At 71.5% G+C, this 25,138-nt stretch carries 22 protein-coding genes; 11 read left to right on the top strand and 11 right to left on the bottom strand.

Annotation, left to right across the window (positions count from 1 at the left end; genetic code table 11):
• Positions 1 to 99 precede the first annotated feature (99 nt).
• Positions 100 to 1,863 (top strand): serine/threonine protein kinase, encoded by a 1,764-nt coding sequence (locus K8612_RS39455; protein ID WP_373692068.1) that lies wholly within the window; start codon positions 100 to 102, stop codon positions 1,861 to 1,863.
• A 116-nt stretch (positions 1,864 to 1,979) separates the two neighbouring features.
• Here the strand turns inward: K8612_RS39455 and K8612_RS00105 are convergent, their stop codons facing one another.
• From K8612_RS00105 to ttcA, 3 genes are read right to left on the bottom strand one after another with little or no spacing between them, the layout of a single operon-like run.
• Entirely contained in the window at positions 1,980 to 2,804 is an 825-nt protein-coding gene (locus K8612_RS00105; protein ID WP_223760839.1) for a phosphate/phosphite/phosphonate ABC transporter substrate-binding protein, read from the bottom strand.
• 12 nt (positions 2,805 to 2,816) lie between these two features.
• Positions 2,817 to 3,641 (bottom strand): tellurite resistance TerB family protein, encoded by an 825-nt coding sequence (locus tag K8612_RS00100; RefSeq protein ID WP_223739174.1) that lies wholly within the window; start codon positions 3,639 to 3,641, stop codon positions 2,817 to 2,819.
• Positions 3,620 to 4,477: a tRNA 2-thiocytidine(32) synthetase TtcA gene (gene ttcA, locus K8612_RS00095; RefSeq protein ID WP_223739173.1), complete on the bottom strand. Its 858-nt coding sequence runs from the start codon at positions 4,475 to 4,477 to the stop codon at positions 3,620 to 3,622. Before ttcA ends, K8612_RS00100 begins: the two co-directional genes overlap by 22 nt.
• Before the next feature lie 65 nt (positions 4,478 to 4,542).
• Between ttcA and K8612_RS00090 the strand changes: the two genes are divergently transcribed.
• Positions 4,543 to 5,712, top strand: a complete 1,170-nt coding sequence (locus K8612_RS00090) for a ribonuclease D (protein WP_223739172.1) — start codon at positions 4,543 to 4,545, stop codon at positions 5,710 to 5,712.
• Between the two features lie 192 nt (positions 5,713 to 5,904).
• Complete coding sequence (locus K8612_RS00085; protein ID WP_223739171.1) at positions 5,905 to 6,261, top strand: hypothetical protein; 357 nt, start codon at positions 5,905 to 5,907, stop codon at positions 6,259 to 6,261.
• A 4-nt stretch (positions 6,262 to 6,265) separates the two neighbouring features.
• Here the strand turns inward: K8612_RS00085 and K8612_RS00080 are convergent, their stop codons facing one another.
• Positions 6,266 to 7,771 (bottom strand): carboxypeptidase M32, encoded by a 1,506-nt coding sequence (locus K8612_RS00080; protein ID WP_223760838.1) that lies wholly within the window; start codon positions 7,769 to 7,771, stop codon positions 6,266 to 6,268.
• A gap of 44 nt (positions 7,772 to 7,815) precedes the next feature.
• Between K8612_RS00080 and K8612_RS00075 the strand changes: the two genes are divergently transcribed.
• A complete protein-coding gene (locus K8612_RS00075; protein WP_223739169.1) occupies positions 7,816 to 8,358 on the top strand; it encodes a hypothetical protein in 543 nt (180 codons plus the stop codon).
• 10 nt (positions 8,359 to 8,368) lie between these two features.
• On the opposite strand, the gene K8612_RS00070 is transcribed toward K8612_RS00075, so the two are convergent.
• On the bottom strand, positions 8,369 to 9,997 hold the full coding sequence (locus tag K8612_RS00070; RefSeq protein WP_223760837.1) for a peptide chain release factor 3: 1,629 nt from the start codon (positions 9,995 to 9,997) through the stop codon (positions 8,369 to 8,371).
• Between the two features lie 121 nt (positions 9,998 to 10,118).
• Here K8612_RS00070 and K8612_RS00065 point away from each other — a divergent pair, with 121 nt between their 5' ends.
• On the top strand, positions 10,119 to 10,517 hold the full coding sequence (locus K8612_RS00065) for a RidA family protein (protein WP_223760836.1): 399 nt from the start codon (positions 10,119 to 10,121) through the stop codon (positions 10,515 to 10,517).
• A 4-nt stretch (positions 10,518 to 10,521) separates the two neighbouring features.
• Here the strand turns inward: K8612_RS00065 and K8612_RS00060 are convergent, their stop codons facing one another.
• A complete protein-coding gene (locus tag K8612_RS00060) occupies positions 10,522 to 11,655 on the bottom strand; it encodes a hypothetical protein (protein WP_223760835.1) in 1,134 nt (377 codons plus the stop codon).
• A 141-nt stretch (positions 11,656 to 11,796) separates the two neighbouring features.
• On the opposite strand from K8612_RS00060, the gene K8612_RS00055 reads away from it, so the two are divergent.
• Positions 11,797 to 12,702: a helix-hairpin-helix domain-containing protein gene (locus K8612_RS00055; protein ID WP_223760834.1), complete on the top strand. Its 906-nt coding sequence runs from the start codon at positions 11,797 to 11,799 to the stop codon at positions 12,700 to 12,702.
• Between the two features lie 14 nt (positions 12,703 to 12,716).
• Here the strand turns inward: K8612_RS00055 and K8612_RS00050 are convergent, their stop codons facing one another.
• From K8612_RS00050 to K8612_RS00035, 4 genes are all read right to left on the bottom strand, one after another.
• On the bottom strand, positions 12,717 to 14,891 hold the full coding sequence (locus tag K8612_RS00050; protein WP_223760833.1) for a kelch repeat-containing protein: 2,175 nt from the start codon (positions 14,889 to 14,891) through the stop codon (positions 12,717 to 12,719).
• A gap of 141 nt (positions 14,892 to 15,032) precedes the next feature.
• On the bottom strand, positions 15,033 to 15,827 hold the full coding sequence (locus K8612_RS00045; protein ID WP_223739289.1) for an ABC-2 family transporter protein: 795 nt from the start codon (positions 15,825 to 15,827) through the stop codon (positions 15,033 to 15,035).
• Between the two features lie 7 nt (positions 15,828 to 15,834).
• A complete protein-coding gene (locus K8612_RS00040; protein WP_223760832.1) occupies positions 15,835 to 16,641 on the bottom strand; it encodes an ABC-2 family transporter protein in 807 nt (268 codons plus the stop codon).
• Positions 16,638 to 17,648, bottom strand: a complete 1,011-nt coding sequence (locus tag K8612_RS00035) for an ATP-binding cassette domain-containing protein (RefSeq protein ID WP_223760831.1) — start codon at positions 17,646 to 17,648, stop codon at positions 16,638 to 16,640. Before K8612_RS00035 ends, K8612_RS00040 begins: the two co-directional genes overlap by 4 nt.
• Positions 17,649 to 17,706: 58 nt before the next feature.
• Between K8612_RS00035 and K8612_RS00030 the strand changes: the two genes are divergently transcribed.
• A complete protein-coding gene (locus K8612_RS00030) occupies positions 17,707 to 18,870 on the top strand; it encodes a small ribosomal subunit Rsm22 family protein (RefSeq protein ID WP_223760830.1) in 1,164 nt (387 codons plus the stop codon).
• A 114-nt stretch (positions 18,871 to 18,984) separates the two neighbouring features.
• Positions 18,985 to 19,950: a prolyl aminopeptidase gene (pip, locus tag K8612_RS00025; protein WP_223760829.1), complete on the top strand. Its 966-nt coding sequence runs from the start codon at positions 18,985 to 18,987 to the stop codon at positions 19,948 to 19,950.
• A gap of 10 nt (positions 19,951 to 19,960) precedes the next feature.
• Here the strand turns inward: pip and K8612_RS00020 are convergent, their stop codons facing one another.
• A complete protein-coding gene (locus tag K8612_RS00020; protein WP_223760828.1) occupies positions 19,961 to 21,358 on the bottom strand; it encodes a M20/M25/M40 family metallo-hydrolase in 1,398 nt (465 codons plus the stop codon).
• A gap of 82 nt (positions 21,359 to 21,440) precedes the next feature.
• On the opposite strand from K8612_RS00020, the gene K8612_RS00015 reads away from it, so the two are divergent.
• From K8612_RS00015 to K8612_RS00005, 3 genes are all read left to right on the top strand, one after another.
• Positions 21,441 to 21,815 carry a response regulator gene (locus K8612_RS00015; RefSeq protein ID WP_223739158.1) on the top strand — a complete coding sequence of 125 codons (375 nt, stop codon included), beginning with the start codon at positions 21,441 to 21,443 and terminating at the stop codon, positions 21,813 to 21,815.
• 16 nt (positions 21,816 to 21,831) lie between these two features.
• Complete coding sequence (locus K8612_RS39110) at positions 21,832 to 23,094, top strand: TIGR02266 family protein (protein ID WP_373692067.1); 1,263 nt, start codon at positions 21,832 to 21,834, stop codon at positions 23,092 to 23,094.
• 241 nt (positions 23,095 to 23,335) lie between these two features.
• A complete protein-coding gene (locus tag K8612_RS00005; protein ID WP_223760827.1) occupies positions 23,336 to 24,940 on the top strand; it encodes an ATP-binding protein in 1,605 nt (534 codons plus the stop codon).
• Positions 24,941 to 25,138: the final 198 nt, after the last annotated feature.

Genomic DNA, 25,138 nt, shown 5'->3' with positions numbered 1-25,138 from the left:
GGCCGGGCCGGTCCCTGAAGGGGGGCCGGCCCGGTTCGCGTTTTTGCGGAAGCCCGGGCTTTTGAGATCCGCGCTGACGCGGCTATCGTCACGGCCGGAGTGGAAACGTTCGGCCGCTATGAATTGCTGCGCAAGCTGGCCACCGGCGGCATGGGGGCCGTCTACCTTGCCCGGCAGAAGGGGCCGGTGGGGTTCCAGAAGCTGCTGGTGGTGAAGCGGCTGTTGCCCCACCTGTCGGAGGACGACGAGTTCCTCCAGATGTTCCTGGACGAGGCGCGCATCGCGGCGCTGCTCAACCACCCCAACATCGCGCAGATCTACGAGATGGGGGACGTGGACGGGCAGTACTACATCGCGATGGAGTACGTGCACGGCGAGCCGCTGGGTTCGCTGGTGCCGCGTGCGTCGGCGCACCCGGGCGGGTTTCCGCTGGGCCTGCGGTGCCGGATCATCGCGGAGGCGGCGGCGGGCCTGGACGCGGCGCACAACGCGCGCAGTCCTTCCGGGCGGAAGCTGTCGCTCATCCACCGGGACGTGTCGCCGCAGAACGTGCTGGTGGGCTTCAACGGCGGCGTGAAGCTCATCGACTTCGGCGTGGCGAAGGCGCAGGGCAAGCTGTCGCAGACGGTGGTGGGCACCATCAAGGGCAAGCACGCGTACATGTCCCCGGAGCAGGCGCGGGGTGAGCCGCTGGACGCGCGCTCGGACGTGTTCGGGCTGGGGACGGTGTTCTACGAGCTCCTGACGGGCGGGCGCCTGTTCAAGCGCGAGACGGAGATGGCCACGCTCAAGGCCGTCGTGGGGCACAAGATCGTCCCGCCGTCGGAGGCGGTGCCCGGGATTCCGAAGTCGTTGGACCCCATCGTCTTCAAGGCGCTGGCGCGCAAGCGGGACGACCGGTTCTCCACCGCGGGCGAGCTGCAGTTGGCGCTGGAGGAGTTCCTCCAGCAGGAGAAGCTGTCCGGCACCAGCGCGCACCTGGCGGCGTTCATGCGGGACGTGTACGCGGACGAGCTGGAGGAGGAGCGCTTCGCGGCCGAGCCGACGATGATCTACTTCGACCCGCGCCTGATGGCCCGGCCGGGCGGCGCCGCGTCCGCGAAGCCGCCGGCCGCCGGGACGACGCCGTCCGCGGGCAAGGCACAGGCCCCGGCGAAGACGCCGCCGCGCGCGCCGGAGCCGTCGGTGAGCCAGTCGTCGACGAAGGCCTCCGCGTCACCGGAGGACTCCGGCATGGGGACCGCCGCGGAGCGGACCTCGCGCACGAAGGAGAACTCCGGCCTGAGCCGCCCGGAGGCCCGGCCCGTGAGGACGCGGGAGAACACGGGCGTGAGCCTCGCGGACACGCGGCCGTTGCACGACGAGGACGCGGGCCGCCCCACCGCGAAGCACGAAGCCATGCGCGGCGACGCGCGTGCCTCCACCGGGAAGTTCGATGCCGTGCGCGGCGAGGACGCGGCTCGCGCCTCCACCGCGAAGCATGACGCCGTGCGCGCTGAAGACCCGGGCGCGTCCACCGCGAAGCACGACGCGATGCGCGCGGAGACCGGCCGGTCCTCCACCGCTCAATTCGGCGCCGTGCGCGCGGAGCCCGGCCGCTCCTCCACGGCCCAGTTCGGCGCCGTGCGCGCGGAGGGCTCGAAGGCGTCCCGTCCGGCCGAGGGCTCCACCGGAAGCCGCTCCGCCGCGAAGGCCGTGAAGGCCACCGGCGACGCGACGGGGAGCCGCTCCGCCGCGAAGGCGGTGCGTGCGCCGGAGGACTCCGTCGGAGGCAAGGCGCCCGCGAAGACGGGCCGCACCGAAGGCTCCGTGTCCTCCGCCCGCCGCCCCGCTCGCGGCACCGGGCCCGACTCCGACAAGTAGGTTCCCGCCTTCGTCGCGGCAGGTCGCCCAGGCCACGCGGCACCGGGCCTGTTTCCGACATGAGGCCCCAGCCTCCGTCGCCACAGGTCGCCTGGCTCGGCTTTCGGGCCTCGCGGCTACAGGCTCGCCAGGGCCACGCGGTACAGCGCGCGGTAGCCCATGCGCGGGGCCACCTCGAAGCGGTCCGCGTTGAAGATGTCGCGCAGCAGCGCCTGCCCGTCCGGCGTGGACGGCAACCCCAGGAGCGCCGCCTCCAGCGCCGTCACCAGCGGCGCGGGCAGCCCCATCGCCACCGGCACGCCGTCGTTGGGGGCCTCGTCCGTGTAGGCCAGGAGCTCGAACTTCGCGCCCATCCCCGGCCCCAGCACGTCCTCCACGCCCGTGGTGAACGTCAGCCCCGTGGAGGCCGGCGGACAGAAGACGCTCGTCACGTCCGCCCTGCCCTCCAGCACCGCCTCCAGCGCGCCCTGGTACGAGCCCGTGAACTGCTGCGACACGAACGCTCGCGACGGCTCCAGCCCCTGCGTCTTCAGGAACGCGCTGGGCAACAGGTAGCCCGCCACCGAATCGCGGTCCACCCACGCCGCCGTGGCGCCCTTCAGCTTCTCCAGCGTCAGCCCGGAGCCCGCCCGCCCCACCAGCGCGGAGCGGTAGCTGGACATGCCCCGGCGCACCCCGCGCGCCAGCACCCGCACGCCCATGGCCTCCATGCGCGCGCACACGAAGGGCGGCGCCCAGGCGGCGTCCGCCCGCCCGGACAAGAGGTCCTTGGCCAGGGTCTCGTAGCTGGTGGCGACGTTCACCTCCACCAGCTTGCCCAGCGCGCGCTGCAGGAACGACGCGAGACGTTCCGCACGCTCGCGCGCCGTCTCGCTGCCCAAGGACGGCGGCAGACCGAAACGGAAGGAGTGCCGCGAACCGGAGGGGACGTGCGGGGTCATACGACTCCCGGTTTACCCCTGCTGGTCCAACCGCGCCACTTCATCGTCAGCCAGACCGAACGTCGCCTGGAGCAGATCCAGGATGCGCTGCTCCGCGGTGCTCGTCCGGCCGGACGCATGGGCGATCTTCGTGGCCAACTGGTACGCCTTCACCCGCTGCGAGTGCGTGGCCAGCCCGTGCGCCAGGACATGGAGCCGCTGGGGCAGCCCGTCCGTGGCCAGCGCCGCCACGGACTCGCTCACGAAGCCCTGCGCCCGCTCCGGGCTCACGTTCTGGAAGAGCGGATCCGCCGCGAAGCTCTCCACCATCGCCCGCGCCTCCGCCTCCTTCAACTGGCCGTCCGCCGCCAGCACCAGGACCATCACCTCCGCGAACAGCCGCTCCAGGGGCTCGCCCAGCGCCTCCGACAGGCTGCCCCCCTGCTCAATCACGTCGATGATCTGCGCGACCTCGTCCTCGGAGATGCCCAGCGCCGCCTGGAACGTCTTGAGCAGCCCCAGTTCCGACCGGGTGGCCCGCTGGTCCGCCAGCGCCACCGCCGCCGCCAGGCCGAACGCCAGCATCCGGTTCTTGTGGTCCGGGAGCCTGCGGCGCAGCGAGGCGAGCACCTCCTCCAGGTTGCGCGCCTCCGACAGGCGCACCGCGCTGGTCTCCACCAGCAGGTTCAGCTCACCGGACTGCGTGCCCTCGAACTCCGGGCGCTCCAGCACGCGCGCCAGCAGCGTCTGCATCTCGCGCTGGGACACGCTGCCGTCCGCCATCGCGGCCAGCAGCATGGCCTCCACCAGCGCCGCGTTGCGCTCCTTGCGCGCCTTTACTGCCTGCTCTCGAGCCATGGACTGGCGCTCCCTTGCGTCTCGTTGGTGGGGGGGGTGGCCACGGGCCCGTCTTCCGTCGCGTTCAGCGGGTCCGGGTTCAGCGTCTTGTCCAAGAGGTGCGTGGGCCGCACGTTCGACATCGCGTTGAGCAGGCTCTGGCGGACGTTGGGGATCTCCTTGCCCAAATCCTCCACCAGCTTCTGCATCCGCTTGCGCTGCAGGTTCTCCTGCGACCCGCACAGGTCGCAGGGGATGATGGGGAACTGCTTCGCTTGCGCGAACTGGATGATCTCCTTCTCCGGTGCGTAGCACAGCGGCCGGATGACCACGTTGCGGCCGTCGTCGCTCTTGAGCAGCGGCGGCATCGCCTTGAGGCTCCCGGCGAAGAACATGTTCAGGAGCATCGTGTGGATGAGGTCGTCGCGGTGGTGGCCCAGGGCGATCTTGTTGCAGCCCAGGTGCACGGCGGCGTTGTAGAGGATGCCCCGGCGCAGGCGTGAGCACACCGAGCACTGCGTCTTCCCGGGCGGAGTCTTCTCCAGGACGATGCTGTAGGTGTCCTCCTTCAGCATCTTGTAGGCGTAGCCTTCCTTCTGGAAGTAGCCCTCCAGGATGTGACCGGGGAATCCCGGGTGGCCCTGGTCCAGGTTCACGGCCAGCAAGTCGAACTTCACGGGGGCTCGCCGCTGCAGCTCGCGCAGCAGGTGGAGCATCGTGTAGGAGTCCTTGCCTCCCGACACGCCCACCATGATGCGGTCCCCGGCCTCGATGAGGCGGAAGTCCGCGATGGCCCGGCCCATGTGGCCAAGCAGGCTTTTTTCAAGACGTTGGGCGTCGTTCATCGGCGGGGCCATCCTAGCGGCGGTTCGGGAAAAAACACGTCAAAGGGGCGGGCCGGTCCGCTAGCCTGCTCCCCGCGATGCCGACCTTCCCTCAGGGTGCCGTGGACGTGGTGGACCGCGCGGGCGAGGAAGCCGCCACGCGGGTGCTGGAGGCCGCGCCGGAAGTGGCGGTGGACCTCGAGGCGGACGCGATGCACGCCTTCCGCGCCCGCCTGTGCTTCCTCCAGTTGGGCACCGACACGGACATCTTCCTCTTCGACACGCTCCAGCCGGGCGTGGATCCGCGCCTGCTCTCCCCCATGATGGAGGACCCCGCGCGCACCAAGTACTTCCACGCCGCCCAGGGCGACCTGCAGTTCCTGGCGGAGGCGGGCGTGCGCGTGCGAGGCCTCTTCGACACGCACCGCGCGGTGACCCTCCTGGGGTGGCCCAAGGTGGGCCTGGCGGACCTGGCGCGCGAGCGGCTGGGCGTGGAGCTGCCGAAGGAGCACCAGCAGTCCGACTTCTCCCTGCGCCCCCTGCCCCCGGGCATGCGGGACTACATCGCCAACGACGTGCGCTACCTCTGTGAGCTGGGCCGCCAGGTGCGCGACGCGTGCCGCGAGGCGGACATCCTGGAGGAGGTGCTGCTGGACTGCGAGCGCATGTGCGCGGAGGCCGAGGCCCGGCCGGAGGTGGGCGCCGAGTACAAGCCCAAGCTGTCGCGCACCGGCCTGAGCACGGCCCAGTACGGGCTCGCGTACGCCATCGCGCAGGCGCTGCACAAGCTGCGGCTGGAGTGGGCGGAGAAGGACAACGTGCCCATGGGCCGCATGCTGTCCAACATGGCCATCACCGACCTGGCCCTGAAGCAGCCGGACACGCACAAGGACCTGGCCCGCGCGGCCGGCGTGCGGGGCGCGGTGGTGCGCGCGCACGGCGACGCCATCCTCGCCCTCATCCGCGACCATCAGCAGAAGGCCGCCCGGGGCGAGCTGGACCTGGACCGTGAGCCCAAGGGTCCGCGCGACCCCCACCGGCGCAAGCGCGAGGACGCGCTCAAGGCGTTCCGCGTGGAGCAGGCCGCCCTGCGCAAGGTGACGCCCAGCGTGGTGCTCACCAACCCGCTCATGGACGCGCTCGCGTCCAAGCCGCCCGCGGACGTGTCGGAGCTCTCCCAGGTGCCGTACCTCGGGGAAAAGCGGATCAAGCTGTACGGCGACAAGCTGGTGGCGTTGCTCAAGCCCTTCCCGGTGCCCGGAAGCTGACGTTCCCCCGCGACGAAGAGGCAACTGGGCTACGCTTCGGCTGAATCGTGCGCGCGGCTTGTGCATCCCTTGCCGGCTCGCTGTCCATGGCCCTGGAACGCAGGTGTTGAAGCGCCATCTGCGGCTTGGGTGCCGGTTGCGAGAAACGCGTGCGTGCGTACCTTTGACGCCGCACAAAGGGAGGGCGTGGCCATGTTGGGAGCCAGGACAGGCGGGGCGCGGACAGAGGTCTCCCGGTGCATCGCCGCGAGCCAGAAGTGCCAGTCGGCCTGCGAGGCGGGCATGGCGCGCCTGACGGCGCAGGGCATCCCGGCGGATGACGACGCGGTGCGCCTGCTGCGCCAGTGCGCGGAGCTGTGCGAGCTCAACGTGCGCGCGCTCCAGAAGGAGAGCCGCCTGTCGCGCCGCACCGCCAGCCTGTGCTTCGAGTTGGGCAGCCAGGTGGCCCGCGCCGCGTGGCTGGAGGCGCAGGACCCGGACGCGCACGCGCTCGCGCGGGACGCGCTGCACCTGGCGCGCGCGTGCCGCCCGCTGGTGTTCGCGGCCTGAGTCGCTAGAGCTGGATGCCGTACAGCGCGCCGTACTTCGCGCGCAGGTACGCCAGGAAGTCCCGGTCCGTGAGCCCCTCGCCGGTGATGGCGCGCACGCGCTCCTCCGCGGGCAGCCGGAAGCCGTGCGAATGCAGGTTCGCGCGCAGCCACCCCAGCAGTGACGCCGTGTCGCCCTTCGCCAGGTCCGCCTCCAGCGACGGCAGCGCCCGGCTCGCGGCGGCGTACAGCGAGGCCGCGTACAGGTTGCCCAGCGAGTACGTGGGGAAGTAGCCCAGCTCTCCCCAGGCCCAGTGGATGTCCTGGAGCACGCCCTGCGTGTCGTCCGGGGGGGTAATCCCCAGGTAGCGCCGCATGCGCTCGTTCCACGCGGACGGCAGCTCCGACACGGGCAGCTCGTCGCGCAGCATCGCCAGCTCCAGCTCGTAGCGCAGGGCGATGTGCAGGTTGTACGTCACCTCATCCGCCTCCACGCGGATGAGCGACGGCACCACGTGGTTGATGCCCGCGTGGAAGCCGTCCAGGTCCACGTCCGCCAGCGCCTCCGGGAAGGCCTCCTTCAGCGCGGGGAAGTGCGGCACCCAGAAGGCGCGGCCGCGGCCCACCAGGTTCTCCCACAGGCGGGACTGGGACTCGTGCAGGCCCATGGAGGGCACGGACGCCAGCGGCGTGCGGTGGTGCTCCGGGGAGAAGCCCTGCTCGTACAGGCCGTGGCCCGCCTCGTGGAGCGTGCCGAAGAGGGCGGCCGGCGGCCACGTCGCGTCCAGGCGCGTGGTGAGGCGCACGTCCTGCGCGTGCACGCTGTTGGTGAAGGGGTGGATGCTCACGTCCTGGCGGCCCGACTCCAGGTCGAAGCCCACCGCCTTGAGCAGCCGCATCGTGAACCGCCACTGCTGGCCGGTGTCGTAGGTGCGGCCGGAGAGGAACACGGGGAAGGGCCGCTTCTGCTCGCCCAGCGCGGCCACCATGGGGATGAGCGCGTCTCGCAGCGCGGTGAGCACCGGCGTCAGGCGCTTGACGCGCATGCCGGGCTCGAAGCCCTCCAGCAGCGCGTCGTAGCGCTCGCCGTCGTGGCCCTGCGCGTCCGCCTGCTCGCGGCGCAGGGCCAGCAGCGCCGCCAGCGCGGGCTGGAAGCGCTCGAAGCGCTTCGTGGTGCGCGCCTCGCGCCAGGCCTGGAGCCCCTCGCCCTGCGCCTCCGCCAGCGCGGTCACCAGCCGGGCGGGCAGCCGCACCGCGCGGTCCCGCTCGCGGGTGAGGACGCGCACCATGGCGCGCTCGTCGGGCGTGAGGGACGCGAAGTCCGGGCCCCCCTCCCCCGCGCGGGCCAGGGCCTCGCCCAGGCGTGGATCCACCAGCCGCTCGTGGTGGAGGGCCTGGACGGTGGCCATCTGCTGGGCGCGGGCGGCGCCCCCCTTGGAGGGCAGGTAGACCTCCCGGTCCCAGGAAGCCAGGTTGATGACGCTGTTCAGGTCGTTCAGCTCATGCATCCGCGCGCGCAGCCAGGAGTCCATGGCTTGTGTTTCTAGCGCGCTTCCAGGGTATGAGGACCCCCGCGATGGCCAACATCCTCCAATTCTTCATGGCACCCGACGACGAGGTCGCCTTCTTCCGCTTCCTGGAGCGCCACGTCCTCGAGGTGTACCCCCGCCGAGTCCCCCCGGACTGGCAGGCCTTCCGGGCCACGGCGGAGAACATCCCGCGCCTGCCGGAGGAGGACCTGTACCTGGTCGCCAGCGAGATTGGCCCCGCCATGGTGGACAAGGTGAAGCGCGGCCCGGACAAGGGCTTCTGGCGCATCGACGAGGTGCGCTCGCCCGTCATCTTCATCGAGCGCTCGCGCCGCAACGAGGAGGGCGAGCTGCTCAGCGGGAAGATGTGGGTGGAGCTGGAGGTGACGTCCCAGACGGGCCGCCGCGACGCGGCCCCGGACAAGTTCCGCCGCCTCTACCTGGAGGTGGAGGAGTTCGTGAAGAAGACCTTCCGCCGGGGCGACCCGAAGGACTTCTTCGTGGGCAACCGCGCCGCGCGCCTCTTCAAGGAGGGCCTGGTGCTGCGCGACTCGGCCTTCCGGGGCGGCACCGTGGTGCCGCACAAGTAGGCGCGTTGTCCTAGCTGCCGGTCGCGGCCGACGCGGCCTGGCGCAGGAGCGGGGCCTCGGAGAGGAACTTCAGCTCCGGGTGCTTCTCCTCGGCGTGCTGGAGCGCCCAGTCGTCGCGGAAGAGCACCAGGGGCAGCCCGTCGCGGTCCTGCACCGTCTGGCGGTTGCCCTCCCAGTCGAACGACTTCGGGTCGAAGTTCTGCCCCACCACCCACCGGGCGTGGCTGAAGGGCAGCCGGTCCAGGGCGATCTTCGCGCCGTACTCGTGCTCCAGGCGGTACTGGAGCACCTCGAACTGGAGCGCGCCCACCACGCCGACGATGGGGTCCTTCATGCCCATGGCGAGCTGCTGGAAGATCTGCACCGTGCCCTCCTCGGAGAGCTGCTCCAGGCCCTTCTCCATCTGCTTGCGGCGCAGCGGATCCTTGGAGCGCACCACCGCGAAGAACTCCGGGCTGAAGCGCGGCACGCCCTCGAAGAGCACGTCCTGCGAGCCCTCCGCCAGCGAGTCGCCGATGCGGTACTGCCCCGGGTCGAACAGGCCGATGACGTCCCCCGGCCACGCGTCTTCAATGGACGTGCGCTCGGCGGCCATGAACTGGCTGGGCTTGGCGAGCCGCACCTCCTTGCCCAGGCGCGAGTGGAAGGCGTTCATGCCCTTCACGTAGCGGCCGGACACCACGCGCATGAACGCGATGCGGTCGCGGTGCGCCGGGTCCATGTTCGCTTGAATCTTGAAGACGAAGCCCGCGAACTTCGGGTTGGTGGGCTCGCGCGGGCCCTGCGTGGTGGGGCGCGACGTGGGCGCGGGCGCCAGGTCCAGGAACGCGTCCAGGAAGGGCCGCACGCCGAAGTTGGTCATCGCGCTGCCGAAGAACATGGGGGACAACTGCCCCGCGTCCGACTTCTCGCGCGTGAACTCATCCCCGCCGATGTCCAGCAGCTCGATGTCCTCGCGGAGCTTCGCCAGCTCGTTCTCCGTGAGGACGGTCTTGATCTCCTCCGAGTCGATGGACACGGAGCGCTCCGCCACCTCCGACTCGCCGTGCGAGCCCTCCGCGGAGAACACGTGCACCACGCGCGCCTGCCGGTCGTAGACGCCGCGGAACTCCGGCCCCATGCCAATGGGCCAGTTCATGGGGTACGAGCGGATGCCCAGCACCTGCTCCAGCTCGTTCATCAAATCGAGCGGCTCACGGCCGAAGCGGTCCAGCTTGTTGACGAAGGTGAAGATGGGGATGCCGCGCATGCGGCACACCTTGAAGAGCTTCTTCGTCTGGGGCTCCACGCCCTTCGCCGCGTCGATGAGCATCACCGCCGCGTCGGCGGCGGAGAGCGTGCGGTAGGTGTCCTCGGAGAAGTCCTGGTGGCCCGGGGTGTCCAGCAGGTTCACCGCGTGGTCGCGGTAGCTGAACTGGAGCACGGACGAGGTGACGGAGATGCCGCGCTCCTTCTCCAGCTCCATCCAGTCGCTGGTCGCGTGGCGCCGCGCCCGCTTGGCCTTGACGCTTCCGGCCAGGTGGATGGCGCCGCCGTACAGCAGCAGCTTCTCCGTCAGGGTTGTCTTTCCCGCGTCGGGGTGGGAGATGATGGCGAAGGTCCGTCGCCGGGCGACCTCCCTCTCGAGCTCGTTGGCCATGATCCGAGGCCAACTATCACGGGCGGTCGTTCCTTGCAGCTTCGCAAGCAGCGCCTGGAGGTCCGGCCGGGCTCCGGCCCTCCGGGGTGGCCCTCCCTCCAGCCCACATTGGAGCCACGCCATGCCGCGAATCCTCCATGCCACCGGCACCCCCTGGGAGCCCCGGGTGGGCTACTCGAGGGCGGTGCGCACGGGCCCCTTCGTGTCCGTGTCCGGCACCACCGCCACGGACGCGGACGGCCAGCTCGTGGGTGAAGGGGACGCGTACCGGCAGGCGGCCCAGGCGCTGTCCAACATCCGTGCGGCGCTGGAGGCGGTGGGCGCCCGGCTGGAGGACGTGGTGCGCACGCGCATGTACGTCACCGACATCTCGCGCTGGGAAGAGATTGGCCGCGCCCACGGCGAGGTGTTCGCGGCCATCCGCCCGGCCACCTCCATGGTGGAGGTGAAGGCGCTCATCGACCCGCGGATGCTGGTGGAGATCGAAGCGGACGCGGTGGTGGCGTCCGCGCTGGCCTGACGGCCTAGAACTCGGGGGTGACGTCGGTGGGGACGTCGTCCGGCGCGCCGGGGTTGCCGGGCTCGGGCGTCACGTCGTCGCCGGTGCCCTCCGGGGGCGTCACGTCGCCGCGCAGCTCCACCGCGGGGCAGGCCTGGAAGGTGCCCACGCGGCTGCCGGGAACCTCCGTGCAGCCGGACTCCGAGCACTGCAGGAGGACGCGGTAGACCTCCTTCTCCTGCGCGTCCCAGCAGGCGGTGCCCACGTAGGAGGTGTTCGCCGCGATGTCGCCGCCCCAGGCGCGCACGTCCACGCGGCCGCCGGTGCCGGGGATGTGGCGCACGGAGGAGAGCACCTTCTCGTTCGCGGAGGTGGCGGTGCCGGGCAGGTTGTACGGGCCGAGCACGCGCACGCGGGTGACGCCGGTGGCTTCAATCTTGTGGCCCACGAAGGCGCCGGTGACGGCGTCGTGCGTGGCGGGGTTGGGGGTGAAGTTGGCCAGCCGGTACGCCAGGGACTTGCTGCCCTTGCCGAAGTGGGCGAACGACATCATCAGCTTGCCCTGGCCCGCGTAGGACGGGGCCACCGCCTTGAGGTTGTCCAGGGAGATGGCCAGCGTGCCCCGGCCCCGGTGCGCCGCATCCCCGCGCTTGAGCGCGCCCGCTGCGATGACCTTGAAGGCGACGTCGTCCGCGCTGTTCAGCGGACGGGCCTCCAGCTTCCACTGGTAGCGCTGCGCCGCGCCCTTGCGGATGGCGAGCTTGAAGGTGGCGTTGGCGCGGTCGGTGGGGCCGTACACCAGCACGTCACCGGGCTGCGCGTCGGCGGCCTGCTTCGCCAGCTCCGCGATGGGCACCAGCGCCTGCCGGAGCGTGTCGTTGAGCGCCTTCACCTCCATGCGGGCGCCCTCCAGCATCGCGGCGCCCTGACCGTCCAGCGACGCCTCCACCTGCATCAGGTCCTGGGCCACCAGCGCGGCGCCGTCCTGCGCGAGCGCGTCCGTGTTGATCTCCAGCGAGGTGCCCGCGAAGTCCGGCAGGGACTCCACCGCCTCCTGATCATCCACCCCGCCGCACGCCGTCGAGAGCACCAGGGCCGCACCCACCGCCAACGTCTTGTTCCAGCGCATCGTCATCCTCCAGGTCGAAAAGGTTCGCATGACTGCCTGCTGTTCCTTCAAACCCGGCGGACCCGGCGCGGTTGCGGGGCGGGGAATTTTCTTCGCGGGGGGCCGCCATGTGCGCGGGTGTCGGCCCACGGGGTGGTCGCCCTCCCGGGGAGCCCCTACCTTTCAGGGACCATGGGCGTCGAATGGAAGAGCAACATCGACATCGCGGACGCGCTGGAGCGGGTGGCGGACCTGCTGGAGACGCAGGACGCGATGCCCTTCCGGGTGGGGGCCTACCGCAAGGCGGCGGCGACCATCGCGAACTGGCCGGACTCGGTGGCGCAGGTGCTGGCGGCGGAGGGAGAGGCCGGCCTGCGGGCGCTGCCCGGCGTGGGCAAGAGCATCGCGGGGACGGTCGCGGAGCTGGTGCGCACGGGACACGTGGGGCTGCTCGAGCGGCTGGAGGGAGAAGCGTCCCCCGAGGTCCTGCTCGCCAGCGTGCCCGGCATCGGACCGGAGCTGGCGAAGCGCATCCATGACGCGTTGGACATCTCCACGCTGGAGGCGCTGGAGCTGGCCGCGCACGACGGGCGCCTGGAGCGGGTGGAGGGCTTCGGGCCCCGGCGCGCGGAGCAGGTGCGCGAGGTGCTGGCGGCGCGGCTGGGACGCAACCGGCGCGAGCGTGAGCGGGCGCGCTCGCATGGCGGAGAGGACGCGCCGCGCCCGCCGGTGGCGCTGCTGCTGCGCGTGGACGCGGACTACCGGCGGCGGGCGGCGGCCGGGGAGCTGCGCCGCATCGCGCCCAAGCGCTTCAACCCCTCCGGAGCGGCCTGGCTGCCGGTGATGCGCGAGCACGTGGACGGCTGGAACTTCCGCGCGCTGTTCTCCAACACGGCGCTGGCGCACCAGCAGCACGCCACGGATGACTGGGTGGTCCTCTACTACGACCAGGACGACGTGGAAGGCCAGTACACCGTGGTGACCTCCCACGTCGGGCCGCTCAATGGCAGACGCGTGGTGCGCGGGCGCGAGAACGAATGTCTCGCGTACTACGCCCGCCGGGACGCGGCGCACGAAGCGCCGCACGCGGGCGCGTGAAGCCAGCGCCCGGCTCAGGGCGCCGGTGAGTACACGTCCACGGCGACGCGCGCGCCGCTGCTCCCGCTGCCGCCCGCGACCAGCACGCGGCCGGAGGGCAGCAGGGCCAGTCCGTGGTGCGTGTTGCGCGTGGACAGGGTGCCCGCGGGCGTCCAGGCGTTCATCGCGGCGTCATACACCTCCGCCGAGTCGAGCACGCCCAACCCCGAGCCCCCCTCCCCCGTCACCACCAGCACGCGGCCCGTGGACAGCGCCGTGGCGTGCGGCAGGTAGCGCGGCGTGTTCATCGGCGCCACGGTCCTCCAGGTGCCTTGCGCCACGTCGTACACCTCCGCCGAGCGCAGCGGCCCATCCACGCCCCAGCCGCCCGCCACCAGCACCTGGGCGCCATGGCCCAGCGGCACCGCGATGTGGCCGTAGCGCGCCACCGCCATGGACGCCGTGGGCCGCCACGTGCCCGTGGCCGGGTTGAACAGCTCCGCGCTCGCGGTGATGGCGTCCGCCCCCGTGGAGCTGCCGCCCATCACCAGCACCTCGCCCGAAGGCAGCGGCACGGCCGCGTGGTACGTGCGCGCGTGTCCCATGGCGCCCGTGGCGCTCCAGGTGCCCGTGGCCGGGTTGAACAGCTCCGCGCTCGCGAGCGTGGAGGAGATGCTCGCGCCCGACGCGCCGCCCGTCACCAGCACCTGGCCGGAGCCCGGGAGCAGCGTCGCGGTGTGACGGGCCCGCCCCGTCCCCAGGTCCTCCACCGGCGTCCAGGTCCCCGTGGCGGGCGCGTAGACCTCCGTGGCGGACAGCCAGGTGGAGGCGTCCCGCTGCCCGCCGCTCACCAGCACGCGGCCGTCATTCAAGGGCGTGGCCGAGTGCAGGAAGCGCGCGGTCCCCAGCGAGCCGGTGTCCCGCCAACTGTTCGTCGCCTCGTCGTACAGCATGGCGCTCACCAGCGCGGCGCCGGAGAAGGACGCCCCGCCCGCCACCAGCACGTCGCCCGTGCTCAGCCGCGTGGCGCTGAGCTGCGAGCGCGCGGTGCCCAGGCCCGCCGCCGCGCTCCACGGCAGGGCGGACGGGCGGTAGCGCTCCGCGGACGCGCTGAGCGCCCCTGCCTGGGGCACGCCGCCCAGCACGAGGACCTCTCCTGACGGGAGCAGCGCGGCGGCGTGGCTGATGCGGCGCGAGGCCATCGTCGCCGTCTCCGTCCAGACGCCGGTGGCCGGCGTGTAGAGCGCGGCGCGGTCCAGGTAGGGCTGTCCGCCCGTGGAGCCGCCCGCCACCAGCACCTGCCCGGAGGCGAGCAGCGTCGCGGTGTGGAAGACGGACTGGAACGGCAGCGAGCCCTGGGACGTCCAGGTGCCGGTGCCCGGGTCGAACAACTCGGACGTGTTCGTGGCCAGGCTGCCCGCGAAGCCGCCCGCCACCAGCACCTGCCCGGAGAGCAGCAGCGTCGCCGTGTGCCCGGTGCGCTGCGTGACCATGCGGCCCACCGCCGTCCACTCGCCCGTCGCGGGGTCGTAGCGCTCCGCCGTCGCCAGCACGTCCCCGTTGGCGCTGTCCCGGCCGCCCGTCACCAGCACCTTGCCGTCCGGCAGCAGCGTCGCCGCGTGGCCCAGCCGGGCCGCGACCATCCGGCCGGTGACGGACCAGGAATGGGTCGCGGGGGAGTAGAGCATCGCGCTGGACAGCGCGTTGCCGAAGCCGCTGTCTCCGCCCGTCACCAGCACCCGGCCATCCGGGAGCAGCGTCGCGGTGTGCTGGGAGCGGGGCAGGTCCAGCCCCGTCGCCGCGGACCAACTGTTGGTGTCCGGGTCGAACAGCTCCGCGCCGGCCGACGCCAGCACGGAGGTGCCTCCGCCCACCACCAGCACCTTGCCGGAGGCCAGCAGCGTGGCGGTGTGGCGCTGGCGGCTGGTGGCCATGGCGCTCAACGAGAACCAGCGGCCGGTGCGCGGATCATGGAGCTCCACGGCGGACGTGCCCCCGCCCGCGACGAGCACATAGCCATTGCGCAGCAGGGTGGCCGTGGCATCCACGCGCGCGGAGGCCATGGTGCCGGCGCTGCCCCACGAGGACGTGTCCAGGCGCGAGGTGGAGGTGGAGGGGGCGTCATGGAACGACGGAGCTTCGGGGGCGCAGGCCGACGTGGACGCAAGCGCGAGCGCGGCCAGCAGGCCGTGAAGACGGATATGGAGCATGGAAGGGGAGGTCCTTCACTTCATGGGGGGACGCGGCTTTCGCCGCGCGGGGGGGCGGCCCTTAACCCAGACGAAGGAAAGACAACAGCGGAATTCCTATCAACCAGACAAGCCGGGTCAGACATGCCTCCGCGACGCGGCTCAACTGCTCGCGGACGTGTAGTGTCGGATGGACATCCGCCACACCCACCGCGCCACCGCGGCGAACGCCACCGCGCCCACCACCGCGCCCACCAGCCAGGTCCACGGCAGCCGGCCCAGCAGCGCGAGCGCGGGGAAGGTGGTCATCAGCGCCAGCGGGATGATGAAGGTGAACACCCACGCCAGCGAGCCCCGGAACACCGAGGACGGCCACCGGGCCGCGTCGAAGATGGACGTGAACAGGTACGTGAGGTTGTCCACCTTCACCACGAAGAAGGCCGCGCTCACCACGAGGATCCACATCGAGTAGAGGATGAGCATGCTCGTCCCCAGCAACACCAGCGACGCGAACACGCCCGGCAAGGACGGCCAGCGCCCCAGCGACACGAACGCGTAGACGAACAGCCCCACGCCGGACAGCACGTTCACCGCCCGCCACGGCAGGAAGCGCTGCGTGGACACCAGGAACTGCGCGTCCGCGGGCTTGAGCAGCACGAAGTCCAGCGTGCCCTTGCGGATGTGCTCCACCATGCCCGTGAGGCTGGGGCTGATGGCGCCCTCCAGCACGCCCTGCAAGAGCGTGAACCAGCCCACCACCAGCAGCGACTCCTGGAACGTCCAGCCTTCGATGCTGGGCCGCGCGCCGAAGACGACGAACAGCGGCGCCAGCGCGGTGAACGTCCACGCCAGCGACGTGAGCCCCTCCGCCAGGAAGTCCGCGCGGTACTGCAACGCCAGCAGGCCGGAGGCCTTCAACTGCACGCCCAACAGCCGCAGGTAGCGCCTCGCGTTCACCACCGCCCTACCCTCCGAACGCCGCGAAGCGCGCCAGGCCCCGCCGCCAGACCGTCATGGACACCACGCCCAGGCCCAGCACCCACGCCCACTGCGCGGCCAGCAGCGCCCAGGCCTCCTTCGCCGCGTGCGCCCCCGTCATCAGCTCCACCGGCAGCCCCATCTGGTAGCGGAATGGCAGCCACTCCATGACGGTGCGCACGCCGGGCGGGAAGAACTCCACCGGGAACATGTACCCGGAGCAGACGAAGAACAGCACCATGTAGACTTCCATCAGCTTCTGGCTGCTCTCCAGGAACAGGCTCAGCGTGCCCAGCAGGACGTTCAGGTAGAACGTGATGAGCCACGCGCCCACGATGCCCAGCGCGAACAGCCCCCAGCCCCCCAGCGACGTGGGGATCGCCCGCCCGGCGCCCGCCGCCCACAGGCTGATGCCCAGCACGGGCACGACGATGGCGACGCGCAGCGGGATGCCCGCCAGCACCTCCGTCGCGTACGCCAGCAGCGGGGAGATGGGCCGCAACAGCCGCATCGCCAGCGTGCCCTGCTTCACCTCGTAGCTGACCAGCCACGCCACCCAGGAGCTGGTCATCTGCCGCACGCAGAAGGCCGCGAGGAAGTAGCCCGTGAACTCCGCCTGCCCGAAGCGGCCCACCGGCCCGCCGCGCGCCACCGCCGACCACAGGGCCAGCATGATGAGCGGCATGGTGGTGGCCAGCACCCAGATGATCATCTCCGCGCGGTAGGCCACCGCCTCGGAGAAGCCGATGCGCAGCATCGTGGGCAGCGCCTTGAGGGCCGTGCGCAGGCTCACGCGGACGCCGCCTCCCGGGCGGCCTCCGCCCGGCGCGCCTTGCCCTCCTGGAACAGCTCGCTCATCACCTCTTCCAGCGGCGCGTTCTCCACCGTCAGGTCCGTCACCGGCAGCGTGGACAGCGCGCGGCCCACCGTGGCGTTCACCGCGTCCTGCTGGACCTGCAACACCGCCGAGCCCGGCTCGTGCGACACCACCTTGCCCAGCGCCGTCAGCAGGCCCGCGTCCACCGGCTGGCCCAGCCGCAGCACCACGCGCTTCTCCGGGCGCACGCGCTGCACCAGCGCGTCCAGGCTGCCGTCGTAGGACAACTGCCCCTTGTCGATGACGATGACCCGCGGGCAGAGCGCCGCCACGTCGTCCATGTAGTGGCTGGTCAGGATGAGCGTGGCGCCCGTCTGCTCGTTGTAGGCCTTGATGAACGCGCGCATCGTCACCTGCATGGACACGTCCAGGCCGATGGTGGGCTCGTCCAGGAAGAGCACCCGGGGGCGGTGGATGAGGGCCGCGGCCAGCTCGCACTTCATCCGCTCCCCCAGGCTGAGCTGCCGCGTGGGCTTGCCGATGAGGTCCCCCAGCTCCAGCAGCGACACCAGCTCCTCCAGCGTCTGCTTGTACTGGGGGCGGGGCACGTCGTAGATGGCGCGGTTGAGTTCGAACGTCTCCGAGGGCGGTAGGTCCCACAGGAGCTGCTGCTTCTGCCCCATCACCAGCATGATCTTCTTGAGGAACGCCTCCTCGCGGAAGCGCGGCACGTGGCCATCCACGGTGACTTCACCCTCGGACGGGTGGAGCAGGCCGGCGAGCACCTTCAGCGTCGTCGTCTTGCCCGCGCCGTTGGGGCCCAGGAAGCCCACGCGCTCCCCGGGCCGGATGTCGAAGGAGATGCCGTCCACGGCCTTGACGGTCGTGTAGCTGCGGTGGACGAGCGAGCGAAGGGCCGCCTTCAGGCCAGGCGGGCGCTTGTGGACCTGATAGTGCTTGCGCAGTCCGCGGACGGAAATCATGGCGGGATGGGTTTAACGCGGTCGCCTCCGGGTGGCGACCCCTGATGTGAAGGCAACGATGAGCAACGCATACAGCAAGGACCTGGAGCGATGGCTGCCCCGGCTCATCTCCGTGTGGCGCGCGTCCCGGGGCCGGGGTGACGGGCCGGAGACGCGCCTCACGCCGCAGGAGGTCAAGGAGGTGGGCGCGGGCGTGAAGCAGCTCTCGCACGGCCTCACCCGCGAGCGCCAGTTGGCCGGCGCCCGGTACATGGACGACCCGCGCCTGTTGGGCGCCTACCTCCTCTTCTACTGGCCGGTGTCCTACGCCCAGGCGCGCCAGGTGCTGGGCGAGCTGCCCAACCGCCCCCGGCAGGTGCTGGACCTGGGCAGCGGCCCGGGCCCGGTGGCCTTCGCGGCCATGGACGCGGGGGCCAGCGAGGTGACGGCCGCGGACCGCAGCAAGCCCGCGCTGGAGCTGGCGCGCAAGCTGGCCACGGAGGCCGGCGAGGCCCTGGCCACGCGCGAGTGGGATCCGCTGAAGAAGAACGCCACGCTGCCGGAGGGGCAGTTCGACCTCATCACGATGGGGCACGTGGTGAACGAGCTGTACGGCGCGACGGACGAAGCGCTGAAGCCGCGCGCGGCGCTCCTGGAGTCGGTGCTCGCGAAGGTGAAGAAGGGCGGCAGCCTGCTGGTGATGGAGCCCGCGCTGCGCGAGACCAGCCGCAACCTGCTCAAGGTGCGCGACCTGATGGTGGAGCGCGGCTACGCCATCCGCGCGCCGTGCCTGTACCGCGGCGCGTGCCCCGCGCTGGTGAAGGAGACGGACTGGTGCCACGCCGAGCGCCCGTGGCCCATGCCTCGCGTGGTGGAGGAGCTGGCGCGCGCGGCGGGCTTCCACAAGGAGTCGCTCAAGATGAGCTACCTGGTGGTGGCGCCCAAGGGCGAGGCCTGGCCGGAGCCGCCGCCGGGCCGGCTGTTCCGCATCGTCAGCGAGTCGCTGGAGGGCAAGGGCCGCCAGCGCTACATCGGCTGCGGGCCGGAGGGGCGCGTGGGGCTGGCGATGCAGGAGCGCCACCGCGCGGAGAAGAACGAGAGGTTCTTCCACCTGCAGCGCGGCGACGTCATCGAGGCGACGGACCTGGAGACCAAGGGTGACGGCTACGCGCTCGGGGAGAACGCCGAGGTGCGCATGGTGGCCCAGGCCGGCCGCGGCGTGCCTCCCGCGCCCAAGCCCTGAGCGGGCGTGGGGGGGAGTCGTTCTGGGGCGGACGCGGTATTTCCGAAGGGCTCGCCCCAGGGGCGCCGTCTGTTGTTAGGTTGCGTGGCCCCCCGTTCCCAAGGAAGGAATCCCGTGCCCGCTCCCACGCCGCTGCGAACGCTCTATCCCTCCATCGAGCCCTACCGCACCGGCCAGTTGAAGGTCACCGGGGGCCACGCGCTGTACTTCGAGGAGAGCGGCAACCCGAAGGGCAAGCCCGTGGTGTTCGTGCACGGCGGCCCCGGCGGCGGCACGGACCCGAAGCAGCGCCGCTTCTTCGACCCGGCCGTCTACCGCATCATCCTCTTCGATCAGCGCGGCTGTGGGCGCAGCACGCCGCACGCCAGCCTGGTGGAGAACACCACCTGGGACCTGGTGGCGGACATGGAGCGGCTGCGCGAGCACCTGGGCCTGGAGCGCTGGATGCTCTTCGGCGGCTCGTGGGGCAGCACCCTGTCGCTCGCGTACGCGGAGGCGCATCCGGAGCGCGTCACGGAGCTGGTGCTGCGCGGCATCTTCCTCTTGCGCAAGCAGGAGATCGACTGGTTCTACCAGCGCGGCGCGAGCGCGCTGTTCCCGGACGCGTGGGAGCACTTCCTCGCGCCCATCCCCGAGGACGAGCGCGGCGACCTGCTCCAGGCCTACGCGAGACGGCTGATGGGTGACGACAGGCACTCGCAGCAGGAGGCCGCGAAGGCATGGAGCGTGTGGGAGGGCCGCACGAGCTGCCTGTACCCCAACGCGGAGCTCATCGCGCGCAACGCGGGCGACGACTTCGCCATCGCCTTCGCGCGCATCGAGTGCCACTACTTCGTCAACCGGGGCTTCCTGCGCACGGACACGCAGTTGTTGGACGACGTGCACCGCATCCGCCACATCCCCACCGTCATCGTGCAGGGCCGCTACGACGTCGTGTGCCCGCCGGAGAGCGCGTGGGCCTTGCACCGCGCGTGGCCGGAGGCCCAGTTCGTGATGGTGCCGGACGCGGGCCACTCCGCCAACGAGCCCGGCAACACCTCCGCCCTCATCGAGGCCACGGACCGCTTCCGCGGCCTCTAGCGGGCCGCGCTCAGCCGCGAGGCGTCAGCGACTTCGCCAGCTCCTCGTAGAGGTGGATGGCGGAGCGGATGGCCTTCTCCCAGTCGCCCAGGTGCAGGCTCTCGTTCTCCGAGTGGGCGTACGTGTACGGGTCCTCCACGCCGATGAGCAGCGCGGGCACGCCGCCCAGCTCCTTGGCGAACGGCTCCACGAACGGGATGGATCCGCCGCACCCGATGGTGACCGGCTTCTTCGCGTAGCCCTTCTCCAGCGCGCGGAACGCCGCCTGGAACGCCGGGTGCGACGAGTCCGTGTACCACCAGCCGGACGCCGGGTCCTCGCGGATCTCCAGCTCCAGGCCCCACGGGCACACCTTCTTCAGGTGCGCCACCAGCCGGCGCTGCACGTCCTCCGGATCCATGTCCGGCACCACGCGGATGCCCACGCGCGCCCACGCGGACTCCACGATGATGTTGCGCGCGTCCTTGCGGCTGCTGGCCTGGATGGCGTTGATGGCCAGGCTCGGCTGGCGCCAGTTCGTCTCCCACGGGTGCCGCCCGCCGCCCAGGAGCTGCACCCCTTCGCGGATGCCCGCCTGCTCGCGGAAGGTCGCGTCGTCACCGGGCAGCGCCTGGATGCTCTGGCGCTCCGCGTCCGTCAGCGGCTTCACCTGCTCCATCACGCCTTCAATCGCGATGGAGCCATCCGCGTGCGTCAGCGACGCCAGCATCCGGCACAGCGCCATCGCCGGATCCGGAATGGGCCCGCCCCACATCCCCGAGTGCACCGCCTGGTGCAGCCCCCGCACCTCCACGTCCACCGTCACCAGCCCGCGCAGCGCCGTGGTGATGGACGGCAGGCCCGTGTCGAAGTTCGTCGTGTCCGTCAACACGATGGCGTCCGCCGCCACCAGCTTCGCGTGCTTCTGGAGAAATGCACCCAGGTGGTCACTGCCCGCCTCCTCCTCACCCTCGATGATGACCTTCACGTTGAGTGGGAGTTGGCCGGTGCTCTTGAGCCACGCGTCCACGGCGGAGGTGTGCACGACGATGCCCGCCTTGTCGTCCGCCGCGCCGCGGCCGTACAGGCGGCCGTCGCGCACCTGGGGCTCGAAGGGCGGGCTCTTCCAGGCCGCCTCGTCGCCCGCGGGCTGCACGTCGTGGTGCGCGTAGAGGAGGAGCGTGGGACGGCCCGGCGCCTTGAGCACCTCGCCATAGACATACGGGTGCGCGCCCTCGATTTCGAGCAACTGGACGTTTTCAAATCCACGGTCCTTCAACAGGGCCGCGGTGGCCTCCGCGCTCTGGCGCACGAGGCCGGCGTCGAAGCCGGGGAAGGACACACTGGGAATGCGGACGAGGGCCTTGAGGTCCTCCAGGTACGCGGCCTTGTGGGACTCGAAATGGGACAGCGCGGGGTCGGTGGACATGCCCACCCCTTAACCCAAAAGCCGAGCAGGCACGCGGGATGCGCGCGCCCAAACGTCGCGCGTCTTATGTATCCTGCCGCCCATGCCTGGACTACCTACCCTGCTGTTGGTGGATGACGACAGCTTCGTGCGTCGCATCCTCAAGGACGTCATCGCGGACACGGGCATCGACCTGCGGCTGCTGGAGGCGGCGGACGGGGAGGAGGGGCTGGCGCTGGCGCAGAAGGAGCAGCCGGCGGTGATGTTCCTGGACCTCTTCATGCCGAAGAAGAGCGGGCTGGAGGTGCTGGGCGCCATCAAGAGTGTTTCACCGGAGACACGCGTCCTGGTCATCAGCAGCATGGACGCGGAGCCGGTGGTGGAGCAGGCCATTGCCGCGGGGGCGATGGGCTTCGTGGGCAAGCCCTTCCATCCCCTGGAGATCGCCGCGGCCGTACGCCAGGCGCTCGCGTCCTGATTCCGCCGAGGTCCCTGTGTCGTCATCCGTTGTCGGTTACTGGGTGGGAGACTCGCTCGGCCGCGTGCTGGGCCCCCTGCAACTGCAAGCCTTCCGCGACCTCATCGCCTCCGGTCGCCTGAAGACAGCGGTGCGCGCGTCGCGCGACGGAGCGAACTGGGTCGCGCTCCAGGACCTCCCGGAGGTGCGCGACCTGTTCACCGCGGCGCCCACGGCCACCCTGGAGAATCAGCAGGCCGAGCGCCTGCGCAACCAACTGCGCGGGCTGCTGCACCTGCCGCCGCACGAGGTGTTCGGGCTCAAGCCGCAGGCGTCGCTCGACGAGTTCCGGCTCGCCTTCTTCCGCATGGCGAAGCGCTTCTCACCGGAGCACCTGTCGCCGGATCTGCATCCGGAGCTGCGCAAGGTCTCCGTTGAAATCTTCGACTTCCTCTCGCGGCGGATCCGCGAGGCGGAGACGCTCTTCCTCCAGGGCGCCCTGCATCCGCCCGCGCCCCCGCCGCCCCGGCTGGACATGGCGGGCGCGCTGCCCGCCGCGCCGCTGCCACTGAGCGGAACCGCGGTGCCCGCGCGTCCCCAGGCCGCCGCGATTCCACCGACCCCGGTTCCAGGCTCCCTCACGCGCCCGGTGGCTGCCTCCATTCCGCCCACGCCCGTGCCGGGCACGATGACGCGGCCGGTGGCCGCCTCCATTCCGCCCACGCCCGTGCCGGGAACGATGACGCGGCCGGTGGCGGCCTCCATTCCGCCCACGCCCGTGCCGGGCAGCATGACGCGTCCGGGGGTTCCTTCCGCGCCGCCCCGGCCGCCTCCGGTGATGACGCCCACGGCGGCGCGCCCGGTGACGCCGCCCGCGCCTGCGCCCGCTCCCACGCCGCCGCCTCCCGCGCCCGTCCGGCGCCCCATCGCCGCCCCCGCGCCCTCGTATTCGAGCGCCGAGTTCGTGGGCCTGGAGCGCCGGTCGGACGACCGGCTGCACGCGGACGTGAAGGTGACGATGAAGAACACGGGCATCTTCACCGACCACCGCATCATCAACCTGTCGTCGGGCGGCCTGTTCATCGGCACGGACCGGCCACTGCGGCTGGGGACACAGGTGGAGCTGACCTTGCGCTTCGAGGATCCGGAGCGGGTCATGACCCTGCGCAGCTCCGTCATCTGGGAGAACTCCCTGGACGACGGCAAGAACCCCAAGGGCTACGGGTTGCGCCTGAGCGCGCTGCGCGCGGAGGAGCGGGACTTCATCCAGCAGTACGTCCGCCGCACCAAGAAGCCCTGACAGGTTCCCGGGCGGTGGCCAACGCCCGGGACTAGAACAACTGGCCCAGGAAGACCGCGCCCATCGCCACGAAGGCGACCCACACGGCCATGACGGACTTCAACTCCAGGTCCCGGCGGTCCAACTCGTTCGCGAAGTTCATGGTGTCTCCTCCAGTGCTCAACGCCTTCATCCCTTCCTACGGCCCACCCGCGCGGCGATTGCCTCCGGGCCCCCGTCCCCCTGGAACGCAGGAGCGGCGATGAGCGCCTCCAGCCCGCCCGGCACACTGGATGGCCTGCTGCCCGCGCTGCCGGTGCCGCTGTTCGTGATTCGCGGCGACCGGCTGGTGTTCACCAACACCGCGCTGCGCACGCTGCTGGGCCTGCGAGAGGACGAGCTGCCGTCCCTACTGGAGCTCGCCGCGCGCTTCGGGCCGGAGGAGCGCGCCTGGCTGGATCCCCTGTGCGAAGCGCTGATGCGCGGCGAGCAGCCCACGCCGGTGCGGCCCGCCTGGGTGCGCGTGCGCGGCGCGGACGGGCGCCAGCACCTGCTCTCCCCCGTCAGCGCGCCCGGCCGCGTGCCGCAGGAGCAGCTCGTGCTGCTGCTGGACGCGGAGGGCGGGGACGCGGTGCGCACGCTGTCCACCATGCTGGTGGCCACCGCGGCGGAGCTCTTGCGCTGCCGCGACGAGGGCACGGTGCTGGAGCTGGCGGTGGAGTCCCTGCACCGGCAGGGCTTCTACGCCTCCGTGCTGCTGCTGGAGGGAGACTTCCTGCGCCACGGGCCCATGCGCCAGGAGCCGGAGAGCCTGGCGGCGGCAGCGCGGCTGTACGGGCAGGACGTGCACGCGGTGCGCTTCCACCGCTCCGGGATGCCGCACCTGGAGGAGGTGCTCACGAGCCGCCGGGCGACGTTCCACCCGGACGCGTTCAGCATGGCGCGGCGGCTGCACTCGCCGGAGGTGGCGGACAACATCCAGCGCATCTACCCGCCGGGCTCCCGCGCGCTGGACGCGCCCATCTTCGTGGGGGACGAGCCCTTCGGCGTGCTGGCGGTGCAGTCCACCACGCTGACGCCCGCGAACGCGGGGGCGCTGGAGCTGTTCGCGCAGCTCATCGGCGGCGCGCTGGAGAACGTGCGCCACCACCGCGCGGCGGAGGCGCGGCTCGCGGAGGTGCACCGCCTGCAGAACGAGCTCATCGCCAGCGAGCGGCTGACGGTGCTGGGCGAGGCGGCGGGCGTCGTGGCCCACGAGGTGCGCAACCCCCTGGGCGCCATCCTCAACACGGTGGCGGTGCTCAAGCGCGAACCCCGCCTGGGGCCCGCGGGCGCCTCCGCCGTGGAGATGCTGGAGGAGGAGGCCATCCGGCTGGAGGACATCGTGCGCGACCTGCTGGACACGGTGCGCCCGCTGGAGCCCCGCCCGCGCCCCGTCTCGCTGGGCGAGCTGGTGCACCGCGCGCTCGCGCAGTTGCTCCACGGCCGGGAGGAGCTGCCCAGGCCGCGCGTGGCGTTCGACGAGGCGCCGGACGTGCCGGAGCTGTCCGGTGACGAGACGCTGTTGCAGTTGGCCGTCACGCACCTGATGCGCAACGCCATCCAGGCCTCGCCGCCCGGAGGCACGGTGCGCGTGGAGGTGCGCCGCGTGCCGGACGGGGTGGCGCTGAGCGTGGAGGACGAGGGCCCGGGCATCGCCGGGTTGGATCCGCAGCGCGTCTTCGAGCCCTTCTTCCTCACCCGCGCCAACGGCCGGGGCCTGGGCCTGGCCATCGTGCGGCGCGTGGTGCTGGCGCACGGAGGCAGGGTGCGCGCGGGCGCGCGTCCCGAGGGCGGCGCGCGCTTCGAGCTGGTCCTGCCGCTCTAGCAGGCTGTTGAAGAAGCCCGGTTTGAAGGCATGAGTCCGGGCTTCTCGTGCCCTCCGTTCTCAACCTTGTCATCCGGGGGAGGCAGAGGGCGAAGGGCGCCTATGCGGCAGTCAGCCGCGACATCCGCACCAGGTTGTACGCGGCGCCCACCAGGTAGGCCGCCAGCTCCGTCCGCTCCCTTCCTTTGAAGCGCGTCT

Source organism: Corallococcus sp. AS-1-6 (assembly GCF_020037015.1).
In the GTDB taxonomy this organism is placed as follows: Bacteria; Myxococcota; Myxococcia; order Myxococcales; family Myxococcaceae; genus Corallococcus.
The sequence above is the reverse complement of the archived record's forward strand: the minus strand, read 5'-3'. Positions and strand labels throughout refer to the sequence as shown.